Annotated in this window: 21 protein-coding genes; 9 read left to right on the top strand and 12 right to left on the bottom strand. The window is 72.6% G+C overall.

Going from position 1 to position 25038, the window contains the following annotated elements:
• Positions 1–10 precede the first annotated feature (10 nt).
• Together AB0C35_RS21330 and AB0C35_RS21325 are read right to left on the bottom strand one after the other, a co-directional pair.
• Positions 11–1414 carry a HAMP domain-containing sensor histidine kinase gene (locus AB0C35_RS21330; RefSeq protein ID WP_358458366.1) on the bottom strand — a complete coding sequence of 468 codons (1404 nt, stop codon included), beginning with the start codon at positions 1412–1414 and terminating at the stop codon, positions 11–13.
• Complete coding sequence (locus AB0C35_RS21325) at positions 1411–2064, bottom strand: response regulator transcription factor (RefSeq protein ID WP_358458364.1); 654 nt, start codon at positions 2062–2064, stop codon at positions 1411–1413. The genes AB0C35_RS21330 and AB0C35_RS21325 overlap by 4 nt, the downstream gene beginning before the upstream one ends.
• A gap of 207 nt (positions 2065–2271) precedes the next feature.
• Here AB0C35_RS21325 and AB0C35_RS21320 point away from each other — a divergent pair, with 207 nt between their 5' ends.
• Positions 2272–2448 carry a hypothetical protein gene (locus AB0C35_RS21320; RefSeq protein ID WP_165950362.1) on the top strand — a complete coding sequence of 59 codons (177 nt, stop codon included), beginning with the start codon at positions 2272–2274 and terminating at the stop codon, positions 2446–2448.
• 82 nt (positions 2449–2530) lie between these two features.
• Here the strand turns inward: AB0C35_RS21320 and AB0C35_RS21315 are convergent, their stop codons facing one another.
• From AB0C35_RS21315 to AB0C35_RS21305, 3 genes are all read right to left on the bottom strand, one after another.
• Positions 2531–3340, bottom strand: a complete 810-nt coding sequence (locus AB0C35_RS21315) for an inositol monophosphatase family protein (RefSeq protein ID WP_358458362.1) — start codon at positions 3338–3340, stop codon at positions 2531–2533.
• Positions 3337–4251, bottom strand: coding sequence for a ferrochelatase (locus AB0C35_RS21310; protein ID WP_358458360.1), 915 nt, complete (start codon positions 4249–4251; stop codon positions 3337–3339). Before AB0C35_RS21310 ends, AB0C35_RS21315 begins: the two co-directional genes overlap by 4 nt.
• 75 nt (positions 4252–4326) lie before the next feature.
• The gene (locus AB0C35_RS21305; RefSeq protein WP_358458358.1) at positions 4327–5697 is read right to left on the bottom strand and encodes a lytic transglycosylase domain-containing protein; all 1371 of its coding nucleotides are present in this window, start codon (positions 5695–5697) and stop codon (positions 4327–4329) included.
• Between the two features lie 269 nt (positions 5698–5966).
• Between AB0C35_RS21305 and AB0C35_RS21300 the strand changes: the two genes are divergently transcribed.
• The gene (locus AB0C35_RS21300; protein WP_358458356.1) at positions 5967–7277 is read left to right on the top strand and encodes a D-arabinono-1,4-lactone oxidase; all 1311 of its coding nucleotides are present in this window, start codon (positions 5967–5969) and stop codon (positions 7275–7277) included.
• A gap of 1 nt (position 7278) precedes the next feature.
• On the opposite strand, the gene AB0C35_RS21295 is transcribed toward AB0C35_RS21300, so the two are convergent.
• Complete coding sequence (locus AB0C35_RS21295; protein WP_358458354.1) at positions 7279–8223, bottom strand: hypothetical protein; 945 nt, start codon at positions 8221–8223, stop codon at positions 7279–7281.
• A 420-nt stretch (positions 8224–8643) separates the two neighbouring features.
• On the opposite strand from AB0C35_RS21295, the gene sepH reads away from it, so the two are divergent.
• Positions 8644–10980: a septation protein SepH gene (sepH, locus tag AB0C35_RS21290; protein ID WP_358458352.1), complete on the top strand. Its 2337-nt coding sequence runs from the start codon at positions 8644–8646 to the stop codon at positions 10978–10980.
• Positions 10981–10984: 4 nt separating this feature from the next.
• Here the strand turns inward: sepH and AB0C35_RS21285 are convergent, their stop codons facing one another.
• On the bottom strand, positions 10985–12553 hold the full coding sequence (locus AB0C35_RS21285) for a PH domain-containing protein (RefSeq protein ID WP_358458350.1): 1569 nt from the start codon (positions 12551–12553) through the stop codon (positions 10985–10987).
• On the bottom strand, positions 12550–13110 hold the full coding sequence (locus tag AB0C35_RS21280) for a PH domain-containing protein (RefSeq protein ID WP_358458348.1): 561 nt from the start codon (positions 13108–13110) through the stop codon (positions 12550–12552). The genes AB0C35_RS21285 and AB0C35_RS21280 overlap by 4 nt, the downstream gene beginning before the upstream one ends.
• A gap of 258 nt (positions 13111–13368) precedes the next feature.
• Here AB0C35_RS21280 and AB0C35_RS21275 point away from each other — a divergent pair, with 258 nt between their 5' ends.
• Together AB0C35_RS21275 and AB0C35_RS21270 are read left to right on the top strand one after the other, a co-directional pair.
• Positions 13369–14376 (top strand): ATP-binding cassette domain-containing protein, encoded by a 1008-nt coding sequence (locus AB0C35_RS21275; RefSeq protein ID WP_358458346.1) that lies wholly within the window; start codon positions 13369–13371, stop codon positions 14374–14376.
• Positions 14373–15182, top strand: coding sequence for an ABC transporter permease (locus AB0C35_RS21270; RefSeq protein WP_358458344.1), 810 nt, complete (start codon positions 14373–14375; stop codon positions 15180–15182). The genes AB0C35_RS21275 and AB0C35_RS21270 overlap by 4 nt, the downstream gene beginning before the upstream one ends.
• A gap of 110 nt (positions 15183–15292) precedes the next feature.
• Here AB0C35_RS21270 and AB0C35_RS21265 read toward each other — a convergent pair whose 3' ends face one another.
• Positions 15293–16672, bottom strand: a complete 1380-nt coding sequence (locus tag AB0C35_RS21265) for an NAD(P)/FAD-dependent oxidoreductase (protein WP_358458342.1) — start codon at positions 16670–16672, stop codon at positions 15293–15295.
• Positions 16673–17047: 375 nt separating this feature from the next.
• Between AB0C35_RS21265 and AB0C35_RS21260 the strand changes: the two genes are divergently transcribed.
• The 3 genes from AB0C35_RS21260 to AB0C35_RS21250 all read left to right on the top strand — a co-directional run bounded on the left by AB0C35_RS21260 (position 17048) and on the right by AB0C35_RS21250 (position 22087).
• On the top strand, positions 17048–17626 hold the full coding sequence (locus AB0C35_RS21260; protein WP_358458340.1) for a YbhB/YbcL family Raf kinase inhibitor-like protein: 579 nt from the start codon (positions 17048–17050) through the stop codon (positions 17624–17626).
• Positions 17627–17887: 261 nt separating this feature from the next.
• Complete coding sequence (locus tag AB0C35_RS21255; protein WP_358458338.1) at positions 17888–19675, top strand: hypothetical protein; 1788 nt, start codon at positions 17888–17890, stop codon at positions 19673–19675.
• Between the two features lie 171 nt (positions 19676–19846).
• A complete protein-coding gene (locus AB0C35_RS21250; RefSeq protein WP_358458336.1) occupies positions 19847–22087 on the top strand; it encodes a bifunctional SulP family inorganic anion transporter/carbonic anhydrase in 2241 nt (746 codons plus the stop codon).
• Positions 22088–22135: 48 nt separating this feature from the next.
• Here the strand turns inward: AB0C35_RS21250 and AB0C35_RS21245 are convergent, their stop codons facing one another.
• Entirely contained in the window at positions 22136–22336 is a 201-nt protein-coding gene (locus AB0C35_RS21245; RefSeq protein WP_358458335.1) for a hypothetical protein, read from the bottom strand.
• 199 nt (positions 22337–22535) lie between these two features.
• On the opposite strand from AB0C35_RS21245, the gene AB0C35_RS21240 reads away from it, so the two are divergent.
• Positions 22536–23546, top strand: a complete 1011-nt coding sequence (locus tag AB0C35_RS21240) for an alpha/beta hydrolase (RefSeq protein ID WP_358458333.1) — start codon at positions 22536–22538, stop codon at positions 23544–23546.
• Here AB0C35_RS21240 and AB0C35_RS21235 read toward each other — a convergent pair.
• A complete protein-coding gene (locus AB0C35_RS21235) occupies positions 23501–24193 on the bottom strand; it encodes a putative N-acetylmannosamine-6-phosphate 2-epimerase (protein ID WP_358458331.1) in 693 nt (230 codons plus the stop codon). The two genes, AB0C35_RS21240 and AB0C35_RS21235, sit on opposite strands and share 46 nt — an antisense overlap.
• Positions 24190–25020: an ROK family protein gene (locus tag AB0C35_RS21230; protein WP_358458329.1), complete on the bottom strand. Its 831-nt coding sequence runs from the start codon at positions 25018–25020 to the stop codon at positions 24190–24192. Before AB0C35_RS21230 ends, AB0C35_RS21235 begins: the two co-directional genes overlap by 4 nt.
• Positions 25021–25038: the final 18 nt, after the last annotated feature.

The following is a 25038-nucleotide window of genomic DNA, read 5'->3' as shown; positions in this document are numbered from 1 at the left end:
GCGGGACCGGTCAGCCCGGCGGGAGGCGGACGGTGACGATCAGGCCGCCGCCGGGGCGGGGCGCCGCGTAGACCGCGCCGCGGTGCGCCAGCACCACCGACCGGACGATCGACAGCCCGAGCCCGGCGCCCTTGGACGACTCGACCCGGTCGGCGTTCAGCCGCCGGAACGGCTCGAACAGCCGCTCCACCTCGTACGCGGGGACGGCGGGGCCGGTGTTCTCGACCTGGACGGTGGCGTACCCCTCAAGGAGGCCGGTGCGGATCCACAGCTCGCCGCCGTCCTCCTCGTTGTGCTTGACCGCGTTCTCGACGAGGTTGGACACCAGATGCTCCAGCAGCACCGGGTCGCCGAGCGCCTTCCCGGACGTCAGCTCCGGGTGGACGGACACGTCGTTGTCGTGGTCGCGGCGCGCCGAATGCTCCAGCACCGTCGCCGCCACCTCCGCCAGGTCGACCGGGGTGCGGGTGGTCAGCTCGCGTTCGCTGCGGGCCAGCAGGAGCAGGCCCTCGATGAGCCGCTCGTGCCGGGCGTTGGTCGCCAGCAGCGTCCGCCCGACGGCGCGCAGGTCGTCGGAGACCTCCGGGTCGCCGAGGGCCACCTCCAGCAGCGTCCGGTTGATCGCGAGGGGGGTGCGCAGCTCGTGCGAGGCGTTCGCGACGAACCGGCGCTGCGAGTCGAACGCGTGCCCGAGCCGCTCCAGCATCGCGTCGAAGGTGTCGGCCAGCTCCTTGATCTCGTCGTCGGGGCCCTCCAGCGCGATCCGCTCGTGCAGGGTGCTCTCCGACAGCCTGCGGGCCGTGGTCGTGACCCGCTGCAGCGGGCTGAGCGCCCGGTCGGCGACGAACCAGCCGAGCACCAGGGTGATGACCCCCACCCCGCCGAGCGCGAGCAGGGACCGCCCCACCAGCTGCTTCATCGTCTGCTCGACGAACTGGCGCTTCAGTTCGGCGGCCTCGGCCTCGGAGATGCCGAATCCGATCACCTGGACGTTGCCGAGGATGTTGGCCATCAGCACCGACATCACGAACAGCAGCAGCGCACCGGCCATGAAGAACAGAAGCCCGTACAGCAGGGTGAGGCGCAGTCGGACGCTCATGCGGCCGGGCAGCGCCTTCAGGTCGGTGAACGAGCCGCCGCCGTCGGCGCGCCACATGCCCATGCCCCTGGCGGCCGGAGGCGGCTGCGGCACCTGCTGGGGCCCCGGACGCCGCCACGGGCCGCCGCGCCGGCCGCCGGGGACCGCCGTCGGCTGCGTCGCCCCCGCCCCCTCGAGCGGCGGCGCGGCGGACGGCTGGGTTTCGCCGGTGCCGGGGCCGGGCCCGGGTTCGCCGGAGCCGGTGCCGGCGTCCGAGCGGGCGGACGGCTCGTCCGGCTCGTCCGGGCCGTTGCGGGGTGCGGGCCCGGCGTTCAAAGCCGGTACCCCACGCCGGGCACGGTCTCGATCACCGGGGGGTCGCCGAGCTTCTTGCGCAGCGTCATCATCGTCACCCGGACGACGTTGGTGAACGGGTCGATGTGCTCGTCCCACGCCTTCTCCAGGAGCTGCTCGGAGCTGACGACGGCGCCGTCCGCGCTGAGCAGCACCTCCAGGACCGCGAACTCCTTGCGGGTCAGGTCGACGGGGCGGCCGTCCCGGGCGACCTCGCGGCGGGCCGGGTCGAGCGTGATCCCGGCGCGTTCCAGCACCGGCGGCAGCGGCGCGGCGGCGCGGCGGCCGAGGGCCCGGACCCGGGCGATCAGCTCGGCGAACGCGAACGGCTTGGCCAGGTAGTCGTCCGCGCCGATGGACAGGCCCTCGACCCGGTCGTCCAGCTCGCCCGCCGCGGTCAGCATGATGATCCGCGCCGGGTAGCGCTGCGCGACGAGCTGCTTGCAGACGTCGTCGCCGTGGACCTTGGGCAGGTCGCGGTCCAGGACGATGATGTCGTACTCGTTGACGCCGGCCCGCTCCAGCGCGCCCGCGCCGTCGTAGGCCACGTCCACGGCCAGCGTCTCCCTGCGCAGGCCGGTGGCGATCGCGTCGGCGAGCACCCGCTCGTCCTCGACGACTAGAACACGCACAGGGTCCCCCTCCTGGTCGGGGCGCGCGCCCGCGCCCGCGCTCCAGATATGCCACGGGAGCCGTAAGACGCCCGTAAGCAGCTGTTCTTCCGGCGTCCGCCGACCCACGCCGTCGCGGACGCAAGAATCCGCGAAAATTGCATCGGCGGACAGGTTTACCTTCAGCCTAGGCCTGGGTACAGATGGGCACGATCCGGGAGGAGGCCCATGGGCGAGTTGTCACGCATGATCCAGCAGCGGCTCGATGACGCGTACGCGTCGCTGCGGAGCGCCCACGCAGATGGAGACACCTACCTGGCGGACATTCGCCAGGAGGAGATCAACGACCTGCGCCGGATCGCAGCGAACAACGACATCGGCGTCGAGGCGCCCCGCTGCGACTGAGGCACGACCGTTACGGGGAGCCCGGGACCACTCCCGTCTCCGGCTCCCCGTTCCCGTGTGCGTCCGTGCGGCGGCCGCTCGGTCAGCCGGTGAGCGGGTCCAGCGGCGCCAGGAGGTCGTGCAGGGCCTCGAACGTGCCCGGCCCCCCGGCCACGGTCAGCTCCGGGCCCGCGGGCGCCCCGTGCAGTCCCTCGACGCGTCCGCCCGCCTCCTGGACGATCAGCGCCCCCGCCGCGATGTCCCACGCCTGGACGCCGCGTTCGTAGTAGGCGTCGACGCGTCCCGCGGCCAGCGAGCACAGGTCCACGCAGCACGAGCCGCCGCGCCGGATGTCGCGGACCGCGGGCAGCACACCGGTGAGGACCTGGGCCTGCCGGGCCCGCCGCGCCGACGAATACCCGAACCCCGTGGAGACGAGCGCCCGGTCGAGCGGCACCTGAGAGTTCACGCGGAGTTCACGGGTGCCGGACGCGGTGTGCAGGAGCGCGCCCCCGCCGCGCACCGCGGTGCAGGATTCGCCGCGGCGCGGCATCTCCACGGCCCCGGCGACCGCCGCGCCGTCCACCTCGGCGGCGATGCTGACCGCCCAGTCGGGCAGGTCGTAGAGGTAGTTCACGGTGCCGTCGATCGGGTCGATCACCCAGCGGACCCCGCTGCCGCCGGCGTGCGTGCCGCCCTCCTCGCCGAGGAACCCGTCGTCGGGGCGGGCGGCCCGGATCCGCTCGATGATCAGCTGTTCGGCGGCGCGGTCCATCTGGGTGACGACGTCGGTCGGGGACGACTTGGTCTGGACGACGTCCGGGCCGTCCGCGGGGCGCTTGTCGACCAGCATCCGGCCGGCCTCCCGCGCGGTCGCGGCCGCGAGCTCCAGCAGTTCCTCGGCCAGGCTCATTTCCGCTCCTCGTCCCGCAGAAGCCCGCGGGGCAGCGTGGCGAACCGCGGGTCGGTCCCGGGCGTGGCGGCCCGCGCGAACTCGATCCCGAGTTCGGCGGCCAGGTCCGCGGCCTCCACGTCGAGGTCGAACTTGACCTCCATGTGGTCGGAGACGAACCCGATCGGGACGACCGCGACGGCACGGACGCCTTCGCCGTGCAGCTTGCTCAGATGGTCGGTGATCTGGGGCTCCAGCCATGGCTGACCGGGTGGGCCGCTCCGGCTCTGGTAGACGAGATCCCACGGCGTTCCAGGGGCCGCCTTCTCCGCGACCGTCCGTGCTGTCTGCTCCAGCTCCGCGACGTACAGCTCCTGGTTGGGTTGCGACAGGGGCACGCTGTGCGCGGTGAAGACCAGGCGTGCGCCTTCTGGGAGACGGCTCAGCGCGTCCTTCGCGGCGTCCGCGAACGGATCGATGAACTCGGGCCTGTCGCAGTAGACGGCCAGCTTGTCGATCTCTGGGGCGTCCTCAACCTCTTCACGCGCGCGCGCAATGTCGTTGAGGTACTGGTCGTTGGTGGAGTAGCCGCTGTAGGCGGACGTGACGAACGCGGCCGCCCGCCCGATCCCGTCGGCCTTCATCTGCCGGACGGTGTCGGCGAGGTAAGGAGACCAGTTCCGGTTGCCCCAGTAGACCGGCAGGTCCACGCCATGGGCGGCGAAGTCGGCCTCGATCGCGGCCTTGAGGTCCCGGCACAGCTGGTTGATCGGGCTGACCCCGCCGAACAGGCGGTAGTGCTCCCCCACCTCTTCCAGGCGCTCCCGCGGGATGTTGCGGCCACGGGTGACGTTCTCCAGGAACGGGATCACGTCATCGGGCCCCTCCGGGCCGCCGAAGGACAGCAGAAGCAACGCGTCGTACGACGTCATGCCTCCATCCAATCAGCCCGGACGCGATGCCCCGTTCCGGGTCCACGTCCTTTGCGGGAGGCGCCTCCGGACCGGTCAGGTGTAGCGCGCCGCGTAGGCCTTGGCCAGGTTGAGGACCTTCTGGACGTACCAGTCGGCGTGGTTGTAGTGCCAGATCGCCCGGTAGAGCTGGCGCCCGCCCCTGCCCGCACCGTTCGCGCACAGGTACTTGGCCGCGCCCGGGATGGCGTCGTAGGGGTTCATGATGTCGGCCTTGCCGTCCCCGTCGCCGTCCACGCCGTACGCCTTCCACGTCGCCGGCATGAACTGCATCGGCCCGAGCGCGCCCGCGGTGGAGGGGCCGACGTTGCGTCCATGGCTGCTCTCGACCTGCCCGATCGCGGCGAGGACCGTCCAGGAGAGTCCCGGGCACGTGGCGGCGGCCTGCTTGTACAGGTCCATGTAGCTGGTGGCGCGGCCGCCGTCCGACTGGCCCTGGTACTTGGTCTCGTGCAGGTTCAGCACGTCCGTGCCGGGGCCGAGCACCTTGGACACGGCCTTGACGACCTTGGCCGGGTCCACGCCGGGGGCGTTGACCAGGACGGCCACGTTCGGGACGAGGCCCATCCCGGTCCCGGACTTCTTGCTGACGAGCATGTCGATGCCGGGCAGGCCGAGGGGTCCGGCGCCGCCCATCGTCAGGGTCGGCATCGTCCGGCCCACCACCGGGTACTGCGTTCCCCGGGCGAGCTGGAGCTGCTCGGCGGCGGCCGGGGACACCACGAACCGGTCGCCGGCCAGCGCCTCCCACAGCTCGGTCTTCTTGGCCGTCCCGGGCGGCGTCCAGGAGCGGAACGTCGACGGGTCCACGGCGAACGTGTTCACCTGGCGGCCCTGGAGCTGGACGGCGCCGCCCGCGACCGCCATCACGTCCCTGACCTTGCCCAGCTTCGCGATCTTCTGGATCTTGGCGGCCGGGATCGAGGTCCCGCCGACCGCGAGCACGTCCGGCGGCACGACGCGCTGCAGCGGCGCGACCTGGCCGCCCCTGGCCACGTTGACCGGATCGCCCGTCGGCACGCTCGGCGGGGCGGCCTGCGTCGGGTCCGACGCGGCGGGCTCCGCCTTCTGCGTGGTCAGCGCCGTGTACACGCCGCCGGAGGCGCTCGCCACCGCGAGAACCGCGATGCCGGTGATGACGAGCGGGAGCGCCCGGCCGCGTTCGTGCGTACGCGCGTACTTCTGCTGCCGACTCCGCGGCTTCTTCTCCGGCTTCGGCCTGCGCGGTGGGCCCGCGGGTGCCGCGCCGCCGTTCGCGCCGCCGCCGTCCGCCGCCCCGTTGTCCGTGTCGCCGGGCGCGCCGGCATCGCCGGGGGATCGTTCCCCGGAGCCGGATGCCTTCGAGGGCGCCTTCTTGGCGGCCGCGTTCGCTATGGAGCCGGCGCGCGGTGCTGATGGAGGAGCCACAACATTCCCAACGAGTGTCGCTACGGACGGTTACCCATTTTCACTTCTTTCCCCCATGTAACGCGATCATGAGGGTGACCATGGCCGGCCGGGACCACCTCGTCCCGGCCCGATGTCCGCGGTTACCGGATCGTACGGTATCGCCCGATCCGGGATCGTGATCTGGTCTTCCCGCCGGTCGACCCGCCCACGGGCCATCGCCCTGCGGGGTCACGGACGGCCAGAAACATGAACTTTCCTCACGATCGATTGCCGAGTAGAGTCGCCGCATGTCCCCCGGAAACAACCAGAAGTGGCAGAACTGGGCGGGAAACCAGCAGGCCACACCGCATCGCGTCGCGACGCCCCGGACCGCCGGCGAGGTGGCCGCGGCCGTACGGTCGGCCGCAGGCGACGGCCTGACGGTGCGCATGACCGGCACAGGTCATTCCTTCACCGGCGCGGCGGTCGCCGAAGGCGTCATGCTCCGTCCCACGGCGCTCACCTCGGTCCGCTCGGTCGACACCGCGACGGGGCTGGTCACCGTCGAGGCGGGGCTCCCGCTGCACGAACTCAACCGCGTCCTGGACGAACACGGTCTCGCGCTCGCCAACATGGGCGACATCCAGGAGCAGACCGTCGCCGGCGCCCTCCAGACGGCCACCCACGGCACCGGGCGCGACGCCGCCGGACTCGTCTCGCAAGTCGCCGCGCTGGAACTCGTCCTCGCCGACGGCACCATCGTCACCTGCTCGCGCGAAGAACGACCCGACCTGTTCGACGCGGCTCGCGCGGGACTGGGCGCACTCGGCATCATCACCGCCATCACCTGGCGGACCGTCCCGGCGTTCCTCCTGCGGGCACGGGAAGAGCCGATGAAGTGGGACGAGGTCCTCGCGCGCGTGGACGAGTTCGACGCCGCCAACGAGCACTTCGAGTTCTACTGGTTCCCGCACACCGAAGGCTGCCTGACCAAGCGCAACAACCGCGTCGAGGGGCCCGCCGCACCGCTCTCCAAGTTCAAGCACTGGCTGGACGACCAGTTCCTGTCCAACACGGTCTTCGAGGCCATCAACAGGGTCACGCACCTCGCGCCCGCCGCGACCCCGTTCGTGAACGCCATCTCCGCCAGAGCGCTCGGTGCCCGCACCTACAGCGACACCTCGTACAAGATCTTCACCAGCCCGCGCACGGTCCGCTTCAAAGAGCAGGAGTACGCGATCCCGCGCGAGGAACTCGTCCCCGCGCTGCGTGAGCTCCGTTCCCTGTTCGCCAAGAGGGACTGGCGGATCAGCTTCCCCATCGAGGTCCGGCTCCTCCCCCAAGAGGACGCCTGGCTGTCGATGGCCCACGGACGGCAGAGCGCCTTCATCGCCGTGCACGTCTACCACCGCAACGCGCACGAGCAGTACTTCCGGGGCGTGGAGGAACTCCTCACCACGCTCAACGGCCGTCCCCACTGGGGCAAGCTCCACACCCGCGACGCGGCGTACCTGGAGAAGGTCTACCCGCGGTTCGCAGACTTCCGCGCCCTGCGGGACGAACTCGACCCGGACCGCCGCTTCGCCAACCCGTACACGAAGCAGGTCTTCGGCGACTGACTCACTCGGCGGGCGCGGTCCGTCCCTGCGGGTCGGTGGCGCCCTGCTCCTGCCCGCCGTCCTGCGGCACCTCGGTCGGCGCGGGCGTCTCCGGAGCCGTCGGCACCGACGTCGTGGGCCCGCCCGTGGGCTCCTGGGTGGGCTGCTCGGTCGGCTGCTCGGTCGGCTGATGCTGCGGCGTGCTCGGCTCCGCGGTCGGCGCGTCGCCCGTCGGAGTCTCGCCGGGGGTGGCGCCGGGCTCGGTCGGACGGTCGGACGGCTTCTGCGACGGAGCCTCCTCCGGCTGCCCGCCACCGCCGCCGCCCAGCACGTTCGTGACGGTCAGGCCCTTGTCGCTGCTTCCGATGGGCGTCCCGGTGGCCGCCTCGTAGATCGTGATCCCCCCGATCACGAGCGCGAACACCGCCGCCGACGAGAGCGCGAGCTTCACCCAGTGCGCCTTGGCCCACTCGACCGTGCTCTTCCACGCCGACCGCCGGACGACCTGCCGCACCGCGTCCTCGCCCGCCTCCTCGGCGAGCGAGCCGGCGACCGTCTCCACCGGATCCATGCGCGTGGCGTTGGGGTCGCCCCCGGCCGGCGGGTCGAGCCGCGTCGCGTTCGGGTCCCCGCCGCCCGGAGGGTCGAACCTGGTGGCGTTTGGGTCACCGGACCACACGGCGGTCCGGGTCGGGTCGGCGCTCGTCGCCTCCTCCGCGGCGCCCTCCGCCATCTCCCGCCGGCGCACCGCCGCCTGCATGTGCGTCAGTTCCTTGAACTGGCTGCGGCCCTGGTCGAGATAGTGCTGGCCGATCGCCGACCCGGCCGTCGAGATCACGCTCATCAGCGCCGCACCGATGATCGTCCCGTACACCCCGAGGGTCGACGCCCCGAACGCCGCGGCCGCCGTCGCCGCCGCACTCGCGATGAGCTGCGTCGTGCTGACATTCGGCAGCTTGCGCGGCATGACCCGCTTCACCCCTGTTCATCGCCCGTTGATCTCGCAACGGAAACTAATCGGGACAAGCGGGTGTTCCTGCCAGGAACGTGACTCTTGCAACGTCAAATCGGTGGAGCCCGCCAGGCCCGTCAGGCACAGTGTGGAAAAAGATGCACAAGGATCGGGCAGAGCGACCCCCCGCCGGACGAGTCACCGGCAAGCTTGGTCAGGTGCCCTCTTCGACCTCGTGAAGGGGGCTTCGAGAGCGGCGATGTTCGGACATGCCGGGTACGGTGCTGGCAGCAGGTGTGTCCGAAAGAGAGACTCGGGAACCCGGGGGAAGGGCACGCATGCGCCCTCGGTGGGCATCGGACGGCCGACCGTTGAGAGCACGGTCGCGCGGTCCGGCGTCCTCCGTGCCATCAGGACAGGGCAGGAAGGACACGCATGCAGGAGCTGCGCCTCGTCGCGGTCAGCGAGGACGGTACGTACCTCGTCCTGGCCACCGCGGGCCGAGGCACCCGGTTCACCCTGCCCGTCGACGACCGGCTCCGCGCGGCGGTCCGTGGACACTTCTCCCGCCTCGGCCAGTTCGAGATCGAAGTGGAGAGTCCCTTGCGCCCCAAGGAGATCCAGGCCCGCATCCGGTCGGGCGAGACCGCCGAAGAGATCGCCGAGTCGGCGGGAATCCCGGTCGAACGCGTCCGCTGGTTCGAGGGTCCGGTCCTGCAGGAACGCGAGTACATGGCCCAGCAGGCCCAGCGCGTCACGGTCCGGCGTCCCGGCGAGTCCACTCCCGGCCCGCCGCTCGGCGAGACCGTCGAGGAGCGCCTCGGCCGCGGCGGCGTCGACCTCGACGAGGTCGAGTGGGACTCCTGGAAGTGCGAGGACAACACCTGGCGCGTCCGCCTGTCCTTCTTCGACAGCGGCCGCCCGCACGCCGCCGAGTGGACCTTCGACCCGCGCCGCCGGAACGTCTCCCCACTGGACGAGATCGCCGCGCGCCTCACCGCCGTCGAATGGGACGACGACGACGCGCTCTCCGACACCGTCACCCCGCTCGTCCCGCGCCGTCCCGCCATGAAGGTCGTCTCCAACGACCGCGACCCGACCGCCCGCGGCCTGCCCGCCGAGCCCGAGCACCCCGGCGCGCCCGGTCCGTTCCGCGCCGCCGAGCCCCGCGAGTACTTCGCCGAACACGGCCGCCGGGCCGAACCCCGTCCCGCCTTCCGTGAAGCGGGCGAGACCACCCCCCTGCGCGAAGCCTCCCGTCCCGAAGAACTCCGCGAGACCGCCCTCGGCCGCGACGCCCAGTCCGGCCGCACCGCGCCTCCCGCCCGGAACCCGCGCGAGGACCGCCCCTCTGAGGCGGCCCCGTCACACGCCACGAGCCGCCACGACCCGCCAGCCGCTCAGACACGGGACCACGAGGCCGCCCAGGCACGCGGAACCGCCCAATACCGCGACGACGTCCAGGAGCACGGGACCACCCGACCCCACGAAACCACTGGGACGCGCGACGCCGCCCAGGCACGCGAAACCGGCGAGGCATACGAAACCGACCAGCCCCGCGAAGCCGCCCAGGCACGTGAGGCCGCCCGGCCCCGCGAAACTGCCCAGGCACGCGAAGTCGGCGAGGCGCGCCAAGCCGGCGAGGCCCGTGGAACCGCCCAGCCCCGCGAAACTGCCCAAGCCCGCGACGACGCCCAAGCGCGCCATGGCGAAGCGCACGAAACCAGCCGAGCCCGCGAGACCACCCAGGCGCGCGAAGCAGGCAAGTCCCATGAAATCGCCCAGGCCCGGCAAGCCGCTCAAGCCCGCGACGACGCCCAAGCGCGCGACGGCGAGGCATACGAGACCAGCCAGCCCCGCGAGACCACCCAGGCGCGCCAAGCGGGCGAGGCCCGTGGAACCGCCCAGCCCCGCGAAGCCGCACAAACCCGCGAGGGCGAGGCTTACGAGACCGGCCAGCCCGGCGAGACCATCCAGGCGGGCGAAGCGGGCGAGGCGCGTGGAACCGCCCAGGCCCGGCAAGCCGCTCAAGCCCGCGACGACGCCCAAGCGCGCGAGGGCGAAGCTTACGAGACCAGCCAGCCCCGCGAGACCGCCCAGGCGCGCGAAGCAGGCAAGGCGCGTGGAACCGCCCAGCCCCGGCAAGCCGCGCAAACCCGCGACGACGCCCAAGCGCGCGAGGGCGAAGCGTACGAAACCGGCCAGCCCCGCGAGACCACCCAGGTGCGGGAGGGCGAGGCGTACGAAACCGGCCAGCCTCGCGAGAGCATCCAGGCGGGCGAGGGGCGGGAAACCGACCAGGCCCGGGAAGCTGCTCAAGCCCGTGGTGACGCCCAGGCGCGTGAGGCGGAGGAGCGCCTCGGAGCCGGCCGGCACGCCGAGAGCGGGGAGCAGGAGGGGCGGGACGAGTCGTCGGCCGGTACGGGCGAGGACGTCGAGGTCCAGGAGCCCGGGGTGGCCGCGCAGCAGCGCGAAACCGAAGGTTCCGAGGCCGGGCCCGCCGAAGACGAGAAGTCCGCGCCGGCGAAGAAGACGCCGGCGCAGCGGCCGGGGCAGCGGCAGACCTCGCGGACGCCGGCGAAGAAGAAGCCGGCGAGCCGTCCGACGATGCCCGCCGCCGCGCAGGACAAGCCGGCCGCCGGGGCGCCGGCGGCCGCCGCCAACGGCGAACCGGCGGCGCAGCGGCCCGCGCGGCGCCGCAAGGCCAAGGGCAAGCGCGCCTCCGTGCCGTCCTGGGACGAGATCATGTTCGGCGCCCGCCGTCCCGAATAGGGCGTCAGGCGTCTGGCGGGGTTTCCAGGAACGGGTTCAGCCAGGCGGGTGTTATGCGGGCGGCCAAGGCGACGGCGTCGGCTTCGGCCATGTCCATCGCCGAGTAGCCGCCGTCGCCCGCACCGACCGCCACAACGAGGGTGGCGAGGCCGAGCCTGCGCTGGAAGAGCGTCCGGCGGACGCGCCAGCCGACGATCGCGGTGTGTTCGACGACCACCTGGCGGCGGCGCAGGGAGCCTGAGCGGACGCTGATGCGTTCGCCGTCGTTGACGTGGCCGAGCTGGCGGTAGCGGTCCAGGCCCAGCGGAACGGCCAGGACGGCGACGGCGGCGAACAGGTAGGCGACCTGGGGCTGACCGGCCAGGACGGCCAAAACGGCGATGCCCGCAGGAGGCGCCACCGCGCGGGTGATGCGGCGGCTCCGCGCGGCCGGAGGGTGGGGGATCAACGGTCCGGGGACGTTGCCGACGACGCGTGCGGCGAGTGACTCGGCGACCGTGCGGGGGGCCGCCGGCAGCAGGCGCCCGCGGTGGGCGGCGTCCCCGAGGCCGGTGATGAGCGCGCCGAGGCGGGCCACGCCCGTCACGCGCTCGAAGGGGTTGTCGGCGAGTTCGACGCCGCGCAGCCGCCGGCGTTCGAGAGAGACGCTGCGGCGGGTGATCAGGCCGCGTTCGATGACGAGGGAGCCGTCCCGCTGGTGGACGGTGAAGTCCCAGTTGAACAGCGTGAACACGATCACCGACATGACCGGCATGGCCATCAGGAGGAGGATGGCCAGCGCGACGACGAGGGCGGTGGGCAGGCCCACCACGTCGTGGCCGAGGTTCTCCACGCGTTCCCGCGTGATGAGGCCGAGGTCGTCGCCGAGGTTGTAGAGGGTGCCGAGGAGACTGCCGGCCAGCGCGAAGGGCGTGAGCAGGTAGGCGCCGCTCAGCGGGGCGTACACGTACCAGCGGCGCCGCATGCGGGCGAGAACGCGGCGCGGCGGGGCGGGGGCGCCCCGTGCGAGGAGGACGCGGCGGAGCCGTTCGGCCTCGTGGCGGGAGACCGCGTTCAGCGCGCCCTCGCCGCCGTCCGCTCCGGCGTCGATGTGGACGACCGCCAGGCCGAGGAGTCTGTGCGGGAGGGACGCGTTGATGTCCACACCCCGGATCCGGTCGCGCGGGATGCTCTTGACCGACCGTCCTATGAGCGCGCGGCGAAGCTCGATTCGGTCGTCGTACAGCCAGTACGTGAACGTCAGCCAGCTGGCGACGTGGAAGAGCAGCCCGAACGCCAGCCCGGCGAGCGTGAAGTAGAACGCCGTGGACAGGCCGCCGACCAGAAGTCCCGTCGCGCCGGCGGCGATCAGGGCGATGAGTTCCCGGACGGCGCCGACGACGAACGTGAGCGGATGGAGCCGTTCACCCCGGGCGGTCTCCTCCCGCGGGCGCGTTCCGTTGGGCGCGGTCTCCTCACCGCCGTCCGAGCCGCCGCCGTGCAGGCCGTCGCCGTTCAGGCCGCCGCCGGACGAGGGGCCGGTGGACGTGCGGGTGGCGTGTTCGGGGCCGCGGTCACCGTCTCGTATGTTCACGTCGCGTCGTCACGCAGGTCGTGGGCACGGTGGGCGAGGTCCTCGGCCAGCCGGGTCGCGACGCCCACGGGGAGGCCGGAGACCTCGGAGGATCCGGCGTGGGAGGCCGTGTTGATCTCGATGGTGGCGAGGCCGAGCATCCGTTCGATCCAGCCCTGCTCGGTGTCGACGGTCTGGATGCGGCCGACGGGCACCAGCAGCCATTCGCGGCTGAACCAGCCCGTCCGGGTGTAGACGACGTCGGCGCTGACCTCCCAGCGATGGACGCGGTAGCGCCAGACCGGCGCGACGGTCACCATCAGCAGGCCGGCGGCGCCGACGATGTAGGGCAGCCAGCCGATCCGGCCCGACATCCATCCGGGTGTGCCGTCCCAGCCGGAGTCGCCGACCCAGGCCGCGACGCCCAGGGCGAGCCCGAACGCCAGACCCCACAGCAGCAGGTACTCGATCGCCCAGTGCGCGATCGCCCGGGCCGACACCCGGTGTTCGGGCGGCCGCAGCCGCGGCGGGTGCGGCCCCCCGCCGTCCTTCTGGTGACTGCGCCGCACCGACGTCACACGGTGAGTTTAGAACGCCGGAGGCGCCCTCCTGTTGTTTCGTCCGCCGCGAACCGCCGGAATCGGGGGCACGATCTCGGGCACGTCGGCGTTTTGTCAGTGGCACATGCGAGGTTGAGGACGCGTCTTCGCCGCCGTCGGCGTCGTGCCGGACCGGCGTAAAAATTGGATGCAAACCACCCGGACACCGCATATTTTGGCAGGTCCGTCTCGATCGGGGGCGGGGACGTCCGGCGAACGAGAGTCCTAGGAGATCACATGACGTACGCCATCCAGGCCGATGGCTTGGAGAAGCGGTTCGGTGAGACCCAGGCGCTGGCCGGCGTCTCCGTCACAGCCGAACCGGGAACGGTGCTGGGGGTCCTGGGCCCGAACGGCGCCGGAAAGACCACCATGACACGGATCCTCGCCACGCTGATCGAGCCGACCGGCGGCAGCGCCCAGGTCGGCGGGTTCGACGTGGTCAAGGACGCGCACAAGGTGCGGCAGCTGATCGGACTGACCGGCCAGTACGCCGGGGTGGACGAGATGCTCACCGGCACCGAGAACCTCATCCTGATCGGCCGGCTGCTCGGCATGTCGCGGCGGGCGTCCAGGGCGCGCGCCGCCGAACTGCTGGAGCGCTTCCAGCTCACGGACGCCGCCGAGCGGGCGGCCAAGACGTACTCGGGCGGGATGCGCCGCCGCCTCGACCTCGCGGCGAGCCTGGTCGGGCGGCCGCAGATCCTGTTCCTGGACGAGCCGACCACGGGCCTCGACCCGCGCAGCCGCAACGGCCTGTGGGACATCGTGCGCGGCCTGACCGACGACGGCGTCACCGTGCTGCTCACCACGCAGTACCTGGAGGAGGCCGACCAGCTCGCCGACGACATCGTCGTCATCGACCGCGGCCAGATCATCGCGCACGGCACGTCCGACGTCCTCAAGTCGCAGGTGGGAGGGCAGGTGCTGGAGGTCCGCCCGGTCGATCCGGCGGACGCCGGCGCCGTGGCCAAGCTCGTCGGCGAGCTCGCCGAGGCCGTCCCGGAGACCCACGACGGCCTGGTCAGCGCACCGATCACCGACCCGCAGCTGATGCCGGGCGTGGTCCGCCGCCTCGACGAGGCCGGCATCACCATCGGTGAGCTGTCGCTGCGCAAGTCGAGCCTGGACGAGGTGTTCTTCGCCCTCACCGGCCACCACACCGACGACATCGAAGCCGAGGCCGACGAACTGGCCCAGTCCGCCGAGAAGCAGGCGGCAGACAAGGAAGGGGCGTCCGCATGACCACCGCGACGTTCGCGCCGCAGGACCTCTCCAAGCGGATCGCGCCCGTTACCGCCCTGCGCAACACGGCCACGCTGGCGTGGCGCAACCTCGTCCAGATCAAGCACAACCCGATGGAGCTGCTGGACCTGTCCATCCAGCCCATCATGTTCGTGCTGCTGTTCGCGTACGTGTTCGGCCCCGCGATGTCGGGCAGCGTCGAGAACTATCTGCCGGTCGTCATCCCCGGCATCATCGCGCAGAACGCGCTGTTCGCGGGGATGAGCACCGGTTTCGGGCTCAACACCGACATCACCAAGGGCGTCTTCGACCGGTTCCGGAGCCTGCCGATCGCGCGCAGCGCCCCCCTCGCCGGGCGGATCATCGCCGACACCGCCAAGCAGGGGTGGTCGATGATGATCCTGCTCCTCGTCGGGTTCGCCATCGGCTTCCGGATCGAGACGAACATCCTCGCGCTGTTCACCGCGTTCGCCCTCCTGCTCGCCTTCGCCGTCCTGTTCTCCTGGACGTCGGTCTACATCGCGATGAAGGTGAACGAGCCGGAGAAGGTACAGATCTTCGGCTTCGTGGTGATCTTCCCGCTGAGCTTCCTGAGCACCGCGTTCATCCCCACGACCGAGGGCATCCCCGGGCCGGTGGCCGCGGTGATGGACAACAGCCCGGTGACGCAGCTGGTGGAGGCGATGCGCGGCCTGCTGGTCGGCGGCCCCGTCCTCGACCACGCCCTGGTGGCACTGGCGTGGGGCGTCGGCATCTCGCTGGTCTTCGCCCCCCTTTCCCTGCGCGCCTTCAAGAAGCGCGCATAGTTCCCTACTGGACGTCGTTCCTCTCCACGCGTCCGGGAGAGCCGAACGCCCCGGCGGTCGCGGGACCGCCGGGGCGTTCGGCTCTCGGCTGAGCGGGCAGGATCTTCGGGTCAGGCGGCGTTCTCGGTCTCCTTCGCCTTGGCCTTGGCGCGGGCGTCGTCGAGGGCGGCCAGTTCGAAGTCGGCGCGCGGCTGCTCGACGGTGGCGAGGGAGACGGTCTCGCGCTTGAGGAACAGGGCGAGCGTCCAGTCCGCCACGACGCGCAGCTTGCGGTTGAAGGTCGGGACCTTCGCACCGTGGTAGCTGCGGTGCATGAACCAGGCCGGCCAGCCCTTGACCTTGAACCCGTAGGTCTGGGCGACGCCCTTGTGGAGGCCGAGCCCGGCGACGGCGCCGATGTTGCTGTGCACGTAGGGCTTGAGGGTCTTGCCGCGCAGCGACCGGACGATGTTGTCGCCGAGCAGCTTGGCCTGGCGGACGGCGTGCTGCGCGTTCGGCGGGCAGTACTCGCCCTCCTGCGTCAGGTCCGGGATGGCGGCGTTGTCGCCGGCGGTGAACGCCCGCACCCGGCCCTCGATGGTCAGGTACTCGGTGCCCTTGACGCGGCCCTTCTCGTCCACGGGCAGGTCGCCGTGCCGGACGACGGGCGCCGCCTTGACGCCCGCGTTCCACACCAGCGTCCCGGCCTGGAAGCTGCTCCCGTCCGACAGCTCGATCTGCCCGTCGACGGCGGACCGCAGCAGCGTGTTCATCTTGACGTCGATCCCGCGGCCGCGGAGCTGCTCGGCGGTCCACTTGCCCATGTCGGGGCCGACCTCGGGCAGGATGCGGTCGGCGGCCTCGACCAGCATGAACCGCAGGTCCTGCGGGGTGACCTTGCGCATGTACTTGGTGGCGTCTCGGGTCATGTCCTCGAGTTCGGCGACCGCCTCGACGCCGGCGAACCCGCCGCCGACGAACACGAAGGTGAGCGCCTTGCGGCGCAGCCCGACGTCGTCGGTGGACTCGGCGATCTCCAGCTGCTCCAGGACGTGGTTGCGCAGGTGGATGGCCTCGCCGACGGTCTTGAGGCTGATGCCGTTCTCGGCGAGCCCGGGGATCGGCAGCAGCCGCGGCACGGCGCCGGCGGCCATCACGAGATAGTCGTAGGAGATCCGTTCCGGCGGCCCGGCCAGCGGCTGGACGATCGCCCAGCCCTCGTCGTGGTTCAGCTCGGTCACCCGGGCCTTGCGCACGGTGCACTTGGGCAGCACGCGGCGGAGCGGGACGACGACGTGCCGCGGGGAGATGTTCCCGGCGGCGGCCTCGGGAAGGAACGGCTGGTACGTCATGTACGAGTTGGGGTCAACGACGGTGACCTTGACCTCGCCCCGCCTGAGCTCGCGCCGGAGCTTCTTCTGCAGGCGAAGGGCGGTGTACATGCCCACATAGCCGCCACCCACGATGAGGATGTGGGGAGCGCCAGGGGTCACCTCGGCGGTCCTGGCCATTGCGGCCTCCAATGTCACGGTCGGCTTGTGAAGACATTCACAAACTATCCGATGGAACGTGCCCTGCACCAACCAATAACCGCGAAAGAACAGGAGAACTTCCGGTCCTGGCAAAGCAGAGCGCGATCATGGCTGTGAAACACGCCACTCCTTCACAAATTTTGGGATGGAACGGGGCAAAGCACGCATGACCAAGGTCACAGCCCCCGGTCCGGAGGCCCGCCGACGGCGGGACGAAAGGCCCGTTCCACTCCCGGCGAAGCCCTATCGTTGGGGTCGACGAGGAAGGGGGCGCCGGCGGGCGGGATGCGCGCGGGCCGGGATGACGGCGATCCGGCGGCGCGCGGCGCTACGATCTCGCCCGGGAGCGAATCGATGATGAGCAGAGACCGGCGTCCGATCCTGGCCGCGGCGGGCGCCCTCGCGCTCGCCGGGTCCCTGAGCGGCTGCGGGCTGATCGGCCAGCCCGAGACCAAGAGCGCCGAACTGTCGGAGTGGTTCACGGTGACCAGCCCGGTCTTCCGCGATGGGCAGGAGTTGCCCCCGCGGTACGGCTGCACGACGTACCCTGGCGGACAGGGAAAGACCCCACCGCTCCGGTGGTCGGGCACGCCGAACGGGACCAGGTCGTTCGCGATCGTCATGGACGACCCGGACGCGTCCGGCGGGGCCTACGTCCACTGGGTGATCGCGGGCATCGACGGAACGGTGAACGAACTCGTCGAGGGAGCCCGTCTGGACAGGACCGTCGAAGGGTTGACCACAGGCAAGAAGGCGGGCTACGCGCCGCCGTGCCCGCCCGAGGGAGAACGGCACCGGTACCGGTTCACCATCTACGCACTGGACCATCCGGCACCGTTCGAGGACGGCGCCGCTCTGAAGGACTCGCTGCCCGCCATCGCCGAGCACACGGTGGGACGGGGAAGGATCACCGGGAACTTCGGCGGCAAGTAGGCGCGTTGACCGTGGAGCCGCAGAGCACGGTCGAGGCGGACCCCACCGGGGGGCTGGAGCCGATTGGGGTGTACCGATGGGCGGGATTGGCCGATCGGCACACGCCGTGCGAGGGTAAATGTGCGCGAAGGGTGTGACAACGGTCATAGCGGTCGGTCAGAATCGGGCTAGGCCCGGACGGCAGCGGCCGCCTGCGACAATCGGGACGGACCCGCGGTCCGCGCCGGCGACTCTCACCGGGCCAAGGCATTGGGTGGTGGCATGACTTCTTACATCGTGGTCTTCGGCCTCATTGTGGTCGTGGTCCTCGTGGTCGTCCTCGTGGCCCTGGGCCTGCGGGCCAGCAGGGCGGGACGCGACGACGACGACTGGATGGACGACGAGCCGCAGCAGCCGCGTGGCCGCAGGGGAGTCCCGCCGCACGAGGAGATGGGCGGCCAGGACGACTACGGCTACAACGACGGCTATGACGGCGCCTACGACGGCGGTTACGACCGGCACGGCGCGCCCGAACCCGCCCACGACCGCCGGGTCGCCGGCCCGCTCGCCGCTCCCACCGCCGCCCCGTCCCCGCCGCCCCCGGCCCCGAGCGGCCAGGCGTCGGACGAGATGGAGGACGACGACTACTGGGCGACGATCACCTTCGACAAGCCCAAGTTCCCGTGGCAGCACGACCACGACGACCAGCGCTCGGACGTCGACCTCGCCGCCGACCCGCTGAACACGCCGCCGCCCGCCGAGCACCAGCCGGTCGAGCAGCCGAGCCTGACCCAGCCCGTCTCCATGGGCGCCGACGCCCCGGCCTTTCACGGGATGGGCGGCCACGGCGGCGGAACCGGTCCCCAGCAGATGCCGGCGCCCGGCGGATTCCAGGGCGGCTCCCCGTTCACCGGCCACGACCCCGCCTCGACCTCACTCGACCCCATCCCCGCCGACCTCGCGGGCCCCGGCATGCAGGGAGGCGTCCCGCAGCAGGGTTACGGCCCGCCCGACCAGCAGGTCTACGGCGGGCAGGAGCCGCAGCCCGCGTACGGTGCGGCGGACTTCGGTCCCGGTGACTCCTCCTACGGCGGCGGCCAGGACCAGGGGTACGGCGACCAGCCCCAGTACGGCTCCCCCGAGCCGTCCTACGGCGACTACGGCTCCGACCCGCTGGGCGGCCGCCCGGCCGCCGGGCCGCCTCCCGCCGGCCGCCAGGACGGCTACGACATGCCGCTCGGGCCCGGCGGGCCCCGCGGCGGCGACCCCCGCGTGTCCGACCCGCTCGGGCTGCCCCTCGGCCGCCCCGACGAGCACTCCGCCCCGCCCGCTCCCCCGGCGCCCGCCGCTTCCCCGGCGCCCGCGGCGCACGGCGGCGGGTCCGACACCGACGGCCACAAGCTCCCGACGGTGGACGAACTGCTGCAGCGCATCCAGTCGGACCGGCAGCGGTCGGCGAACACGGGGCCCTCGTCCGACGGGGGCGGCTCCTACGGCGGCGGCTCCCTGAACGACCCGCTGGGCGACCCGCTCAGCACCGGCTCGTTCGGCACCACCGGCGGCGCCGGGAACACCGGGAACACCGGCCCGTGGCCGTCCGGCGGCCAGCCCGGCGGATACGACTCCGGGCTCGGCTCCGGCGCGCCGTCGGGCCCCCCGCCCGGGTACGACTCGGGGATCGGTGCTCCGTCCGGTTACGGCCAGGGCCAGCAGAACGACGGCTACCCGACCGCTCCCGCCTACGGCGAGTCGCCGCGCTACGACGACCCGCTCAACGGCGGCCGCGAACCCTTCGGCGGTCCCGGCGGCGCGAGCGGTGCGGGCGGCGGCGGTGTCTACGGCGACTTCAGCGGCAGCAGCTACAACGGCGGCGGCGACCCGCTCGCCGCGCCTCACGACCCGGGCGCGCAGGGCGGCTACCAGGACCCGAACGCCACCCAGGCGTACGGCAGCGGCTACTACGGCGGCCAGCAGCAGGGCGGCTACCCGCAGGGCGGCGGCCAGCCGAACGACAACGGCCCGTACGGCTCCCGCCAGCCGGCCGACGACTGGGAGAACTACCGGCGCTGACGCCGCCGGACCACCCGGCCACGGCCTCGGACGGCCGCGCCGGGCGCTGAACCGCCCGAACGAGGGCCACCGGAACAGCTCCGGCGGCCCTCGTGAACACGCCCATTCGGTAGTGGGTGAAGGCGGGGGAACGCTGGTTATATACACAGAGTGACTTCAAAGCCACCGAATGTGTCCCTTGCGCGGCGTGACGTCCTTTCGTCGTTCGTCGTGTTCCTCGTCGCGATCCCCCTGTCGCTCGGCATCGCGGTCGCCTCCGGTGCGCCGGTCGCCGCCGGGCTGATCGCCGCCGTCGTCGGCGGGATCGTCGCGGGCCTGATCGGCGGATCGCCGCTCCAGGTCAGCGGCCCCGCCGCCGGGCTGACCGTGATCGTCGCCGAGCTCGTGCAGACCTACGGCTGGCGGGCGACCTGCACCATCACGCTGCTCGGCGGCCTGTTGCAGATCGTTCTCGGCGCCTGCCGGGTCGCGCGGACCGCGCTCGCCGTCTCCCCCGCCGTGGTCCACGGAATGCTCGCGGGCGTCGGCGCCGTCCTCGTCCTGGCGCAGGTGCACGTGGTGCTCGGCGGCAGCCCCCAGCGGTCGGCGATCGACAACCTGCGCGAGCTGCCCGGCCAGCTCGCGCAGCCGCACACCCATCCGGCGCTGCTCGGCGCGCTGACGCTCGCGGTGCTGCTGGGCTGGTCCCGGCTGCCGAGGAACGGCCCGCTGCGGCTGATCCCCGGCCCGCTGCCCGCCATCGTCCTCGCCACCCTGACCGCCTGGTCGCTCGGCTGGGACGCGCGGCGCGTCGAGCTTCCGGAGACCCTGCTCGGCGGCTGGGACGCCCCCGTCCTGCCGCACGGCCCGCCGGCCGGCGTCGTCGGCGCGGTCGTCTCCGTCGCGCTCGTGGCGGCCGTCGAGTCGCTGCTGTGCAGCGTGGCCATCGACCGGCGGCGCCCCGCCGGCGTCCCGCGCGCCGACCTCGACCGGGACCTGCTCGGCCAGGGGGCGGGCAACGCGGTGTCGGGGTTCCTCGGCGGGCTGCCGATCGCGGGCGTGATCGTCCGCAGCACGGCCAACGTGGAGGCGGGTGCGCGGTCCCGGGCGTCCACCGTCCTGCACGGCGTGTGGGTCCTCGTGCTGGCGCTGTCGTGCGGCCCCGCGATCGAGCAGGTTCCGCTGCCGGCCCTCGCGGCGCTGCTGGTCGTGCTGGGCGTGCGGCTCATCGACATCGCCCGCATCCGTGATCTCCGTCACCACCGCGAAGCGCCCGCCTACTTCGGCACGCTCGGCGGCGTGGTCGTCCTCGGCCTCGGTGAGGGCGTGCTGCTCGGCATCGGGATCATGGGGGTGCTGGCGCTGCGGCGGCTGACCCGGCTGTCGGTGCGCGCCGAGCACCTCGTCCCCGAACCGGAGGACGGCCCGGTCCCGACCCGCACCCACGTGGTCGTGGAGGGCACACTGACCTTCCTCGGCGTTCCGAAGGTCACGCGGCTCCTGCAGGACGTCCCGGCCGGTTCCCACGTCGACCTCGACCTCAACGTCGACTTCGTGGACCACGCCGCGTTCGACGCCATCCACCAGTGGCGGCTGGCCCACGAACGCCAAGGGGGGAGGGTCGACATCGACGAGGTTCACGAGGCTTGGTATGAAAGAGCGGTGACAGGTGATATGTCTTCGCCGCGTAAAACGCCCCCGACTGCCCGATGGTGGGCGCCTTGGGCGAATCGTCGACGGCGTTCCGAGGAGGAACTCGACGCACCCGAGGTGTCCCCCGCCGCGGTGCTGCTGAACGGCGTCCGCGAATACCACGGCCGCACCGCCCGGCTCGTCCGGCCGATCATGGCCGAGCTGGCCATGGAGCAGAAACCCCAGCACCTGTTCATCACGTGCGTGGACTCGCGCATCGTGCCCAACATCATCACCGCCAGCGGGCCCGGCGACCTGTTCATCAACCGCAACGTCGGCGCCCTCGTCCCGCGGCACGGCTCCCGCACCCGCGACGACTCGGTCGCCGCCACCGTCGAGTACGCCACCAACGTCCTCGACATCCGGACGATCACGGTCTGCGGCCACTCCAGCTGCGGCGCGATGGCCGCGCTCCTCGCGGGCGGCGCCGAGGTCGAGCATCTGGCCGGGCTGTCCCGGTGGCTCAAGCACGGCAACCACAGCCTCGCCCGCTTCCTCGCCACCGACCCGTCCGGCGAGGACGAGCCGCCCCTCACCCGCCTCTGCAAGATCAACGTGATGCAGCAGCTCGACAACCTGCTCACCTACCCGTGGCTCCGGGAGCGGGTCGAGTCCGGCGAGATCGAGCTGGTGGGCCTCTACCTGGACCTGCAGTCCGCCAACGTCGAGATCCTCGACCGGGCCAAGGGCGTCTTCATGCCGGTCCCGGACGAGGCCCCGCGGCCCCGGACCGTCGGCTGAGCCAAGCGTGGGCCGTCCCCCCGCCAGGACGGCCCACGCGCCGGTGTGTCAGCGGCTCACGAGTTCGTCCTCACGCCGCGCGTAGTCCCGCACGTACATCCCCGTCACCCGGCGCGCCCGCCGCGCACGCCGGTCGGACGCCGGAAGGAACAGCGCGTCGCGCCGGCTGGCGCGCGAGAAGTCCCACAGGTAGGCCAGGGACCCCAGCGCCCCTGCGAGGACGAGGGCCACGAACATGATGGTGATCATCAGCGCTCCTCTCCACGGGGCCCAGCACCCGGCCCCGCCGCCGACGCCCGATCGAGGCGATCGGCTCTTACCAGAACGGTAAGCGCCCTGTTTCGCCCGCTCTGTGTCGTGTGACCCGAAGCATGTGAGTTGCATGCCCCACCACGGCGACCGAGCGAGCCACATAGGATGTCCTACATCCTGAAGTGGGAGGCACCGCGTGGCTGCAAGCTTCGATCCCGACGTCGCCGAGTGGATGCGGCGGCGCGGCCTGGACCCGACGGCCGCGGACACCTCGGTCGCAGGTGCCCGGATCCACGCGCTCGCCGTCAACGAGCGGTCGCGCGCGCTGCTCACGGACCCGCCGGTCCCGGCCGCGGAACACGACATCGTCCTGGAGACCGCCGGGGGTCCCGTCACCGCCCGGGTGTTCGAGCCCGCGACGAGGTTCACCGACGCCACGATCATGTTCTTCCACGGTGGCGGGTGGGTCGCCGGGGACCTGCGCACGCACCTCCAGCACATGCGCCGGCTCGCCGTGGAGACCGGCTCGACCGTCGTCGGCGTCGAGTACCGGCTGGCCCCCGAGCACCCGTGCCCCGCGGCCTTCGACGACTGCCTGGCCGCGACGGTCCACGTCGCCGGGACGTCCGCCGGGCGGACGGCCGTCGCCGGTGACAGTGCGGGAGGCCAGCTCGCCGCGTCCGTCGCCATCGCGTGCCGCGACCGGGGGATCCCGCTCGCCGCCCAGCTCCTCATCGTGCCGGTCACCGACGTCGCGGGCGGCTACGCCGACCCCGCCGTGAACGCCCGGTACCCGTCCCGGGACGAACGGGCGGAGGGATACGGCCTCACGCTCGAAGCCATGCGCTGGTTCGCCCGGCTCTACGACCCGCCCGGCCGTGGAGAGGACTGGTACGTCTCGCCGTTGCGCGCACCGGACCTCGCGGGTGTCGCTCCGGCGGTCGTCCACACGGCCGGCTTCGACCCGCTGCGCGACGAGGGCAACGCCTATGCGGAGGCCCTGCGCGCCGCCGGCGTCCCGGTGATCCACCGCGAATGGCCCACGCTCAACCACGGCTTCTTCGGCCTCGGCGGCGTGTCGGCGACGGCGGGGCGGGCCGCCCGCCGGGCCGCCGCCGACCTGCGCACCCTCCTCACCCCCGGCCAGGACGGTCCCCCCGGTCAGGACGGTGTCACGGCGGCGGCGAACCGCGAGGTGATCCATTGAGGGTCGGTGATCGCGGTGCCGACCACCACGCAGGTGGCGCCCGCCTCGATCGCGGACGCCGCCGACGCGGGCGAGTGGTAGCGGCCCTCGGCGACGATCAGCGCGTCCGGGAGCGCGGCGCGCAACGCGCGGACGAGGTCCAGGTCGGGGCCCTCCGGCGGCGGTCCGGGGACGGTGTAGCCGGCGAGGGTGGTGGCGACGGCGTCGGCCCCGGCCTCGGCCGCGGCGATGCCCTCCTCCAGCGTCGACACGTCCGCCATGAACAGGGCCCCGGCGTCGTGCACGGCGTCGATCGACGCGGTGAGCGGGCGGCCGTCCGGTCGTGGACGTGACGTGGCGTCCGCGGCCACGACCCGCGCCCCGGCCCCGGCGACGGCGCGGGCCGCCGCGACCGTGGGCGTGATGAACACCCCGCCCGTCCCGTCCTTGGTCAGGCCGACGACGGGGACGTCCACGTCGGCGGCGACGGCGGCCACGTCGGCGACGCCGCCGACCCCGCCGCAGCGGATCGCGGCGGCGCCGCCGCCGACCGCGGCGCGCGCCATCCGGACGAGCGCGGCGGTGTCGCGCAGCGGATGCCCCTCCCCCGCCTGGCACGACACGATCAGCCGCCCGGCGACCGCCGCGGCGAAGGACTCGGAGGTCATCGGCCGCTCCCCCGGGCCGTGAGAGTCATCGCCAGCAGGGCCGCGCCCACGAGCGGCGCGTCCGTGCCCAGCCGGGCCGGAACCACCGGCGTCCCGCGCAGCGGCGGCAGCGCCTCGGCCCTGAACGCCGCGATGACCGCATCCAGGAACGGCGCGCCGATCTGCGCGACGCCGCCGCCGATGACGACGGCGTCCGGGTCCAGGACGGCGAGCAGCCCCGCCAGGGCGCGTCCCAGCAGGGAACCGGCGCGGGGGGCGTCGCCGGTGGCCGCGATGGCCGGGCCGGAGGCGACGGCCTCCAGATGGTCGCGCCGGCCGCAGCCGCACGGCACCGGCCCCCGTTCGGAGACGAGCAGGTGCGCGATCTCTCCGGCGGTGCCGTGCGCTCCGTGTTCGAGGCGGCCGAGGGTGGTCAGTGCGCCGCCGACGCCCGTTCCCACCGAGACGTGCAGGACGCGGTGCAGGCCGGCCCCCGCACCGGCCTGCGCCTCGCCGTAGGCCATGGCGCGAACGTCGTTGACCACCGTTACGGGCAGCCCGGTGAGGTCGGCGAGGACGTCCCGGACGGGTGTGCCGGACCAGCCGGGCAGCACGTCGGTGGCGGAGACGACGCGTCCGGTGTCCTGGTCGACGACGCCGGGCGCGCCGACGCCGAGGGCCCGGATGGGGGCGTCGCCGAGACCGTCCAGCATGCGGGCCGCGGAGGCGAGCACCGCGGCCCCGCCCCCGGCCGGCGTCGGCGTCCTCTCCCGCCGCAGGACCGTTCCATCGGCGTCCACCAGCGCCGCGGCGATCTTCGTCCCGCCGATGTCGAGGGCCGCGTACACGTCCGTGTCCCGGGGTCG

The sequence above is a fragment of the Spirillospora sp. NPDC048819 genome, assembly GCF_040650055.1.
Taxonomy (GTDB): Bacteria; Actinomycetota; Actinomycetes; order Streptosporangiales; family Streptosporangiaceae; genus Spirillospora.
This window is presented reverse-complemented; position numbering and strand designations above follow the sequence as displayed.

Coding starts and splice junctions, on each gene's coding strand:
- AB0C35_RS21295 (WP_358458354.1), bottom strand. CDS start 8,223: ATGCCGCGCAAGCTGCCGAATGTCAGCACGACGCAGCTCATCGCGAGT.
- AB0C35_RS21315 (WP_358458362.1), bottom strand. CDS start 3,340: ATGAGCCTGGCCGAGGAACTGCTGGAGCTCGCGGCCGCGACCGCGCGG.
- AB0C35_RS21255 (WP_358458338.1), top strand. CDS start 17,888: ATGACTTCTTACATCGTGGTCTTCGGCCTCATTGTGGTCGTGGTCCTC.
- AB0C35_RS21310 (WP_358458360.1), bottom strand. CDS start 4,251: ATGACGTCGTACGACGCGTTGCTTCTGCTGTCCTTCGGCGGCCCGGAG.
- AB0C35_RS21300 (WP_358458356.1), top strand. CDS start 5,967: ATGTCCCCCGGAAACAACCAGAAGTGGCAGAACTGGGCGGGAAACCAG.
- AB0C35_RS21320 (WP_165950362.1), top strand. CDS start 2,272: ATGGGCGAGTTGTCACGCATGATCCAGCAGCGGCTCGATGACGCGTAC.
- AB0C35_RS21245 (WP_358458335.1), bottom strand. CDS start 22,336: ATGATCACCATCATGTTCGTGGCCCTCGTCCTCGCAGGGGCGCTGGGG.
- AB0C35_RS21260 (WP_358458340.1), top strand. CDS start 17,048: ATGATGAGCAGAGACCGGCGTCCGATCCTGGCCGCGGCGGGCGCCCTC.
- AB0C35_RS21270 (WP_358458344.1), top strand. CDS start 14,373: ATGACCACCGCGACGTTCGCGCCGCAGGACCTCTCCAAGCGGATCGCG.
- AB0C35_RS21235 (WP_358458331.1), bottom strand. CDS start 24,193: ATGACCTCCGAGTCCTTCGCCGCGGCGGTCGCCGGGCGGCTGATCGTG.
- AB0C35_RS21265 (WP_358458342.1), bottom strand. CDS start 16,672: ATGGCCAGGACCGCCGAGGTGACCCCTGGCGCTCCCCACATCCTCATC.
- AB0C35_RS21275 (WP_358458346.1), top strand. CDS start 13,369: ATGACGTACGCCATCCAGGCCGATGGCTTGGAGAAGCGGTTCGGTGAG.
- sepH (WP_358458352.1), top strand. CDS start 8,644: ATGCAGGAGCTGCGCCTCGTCGCGGTCAGCGAGGACGGTACGTACCTC.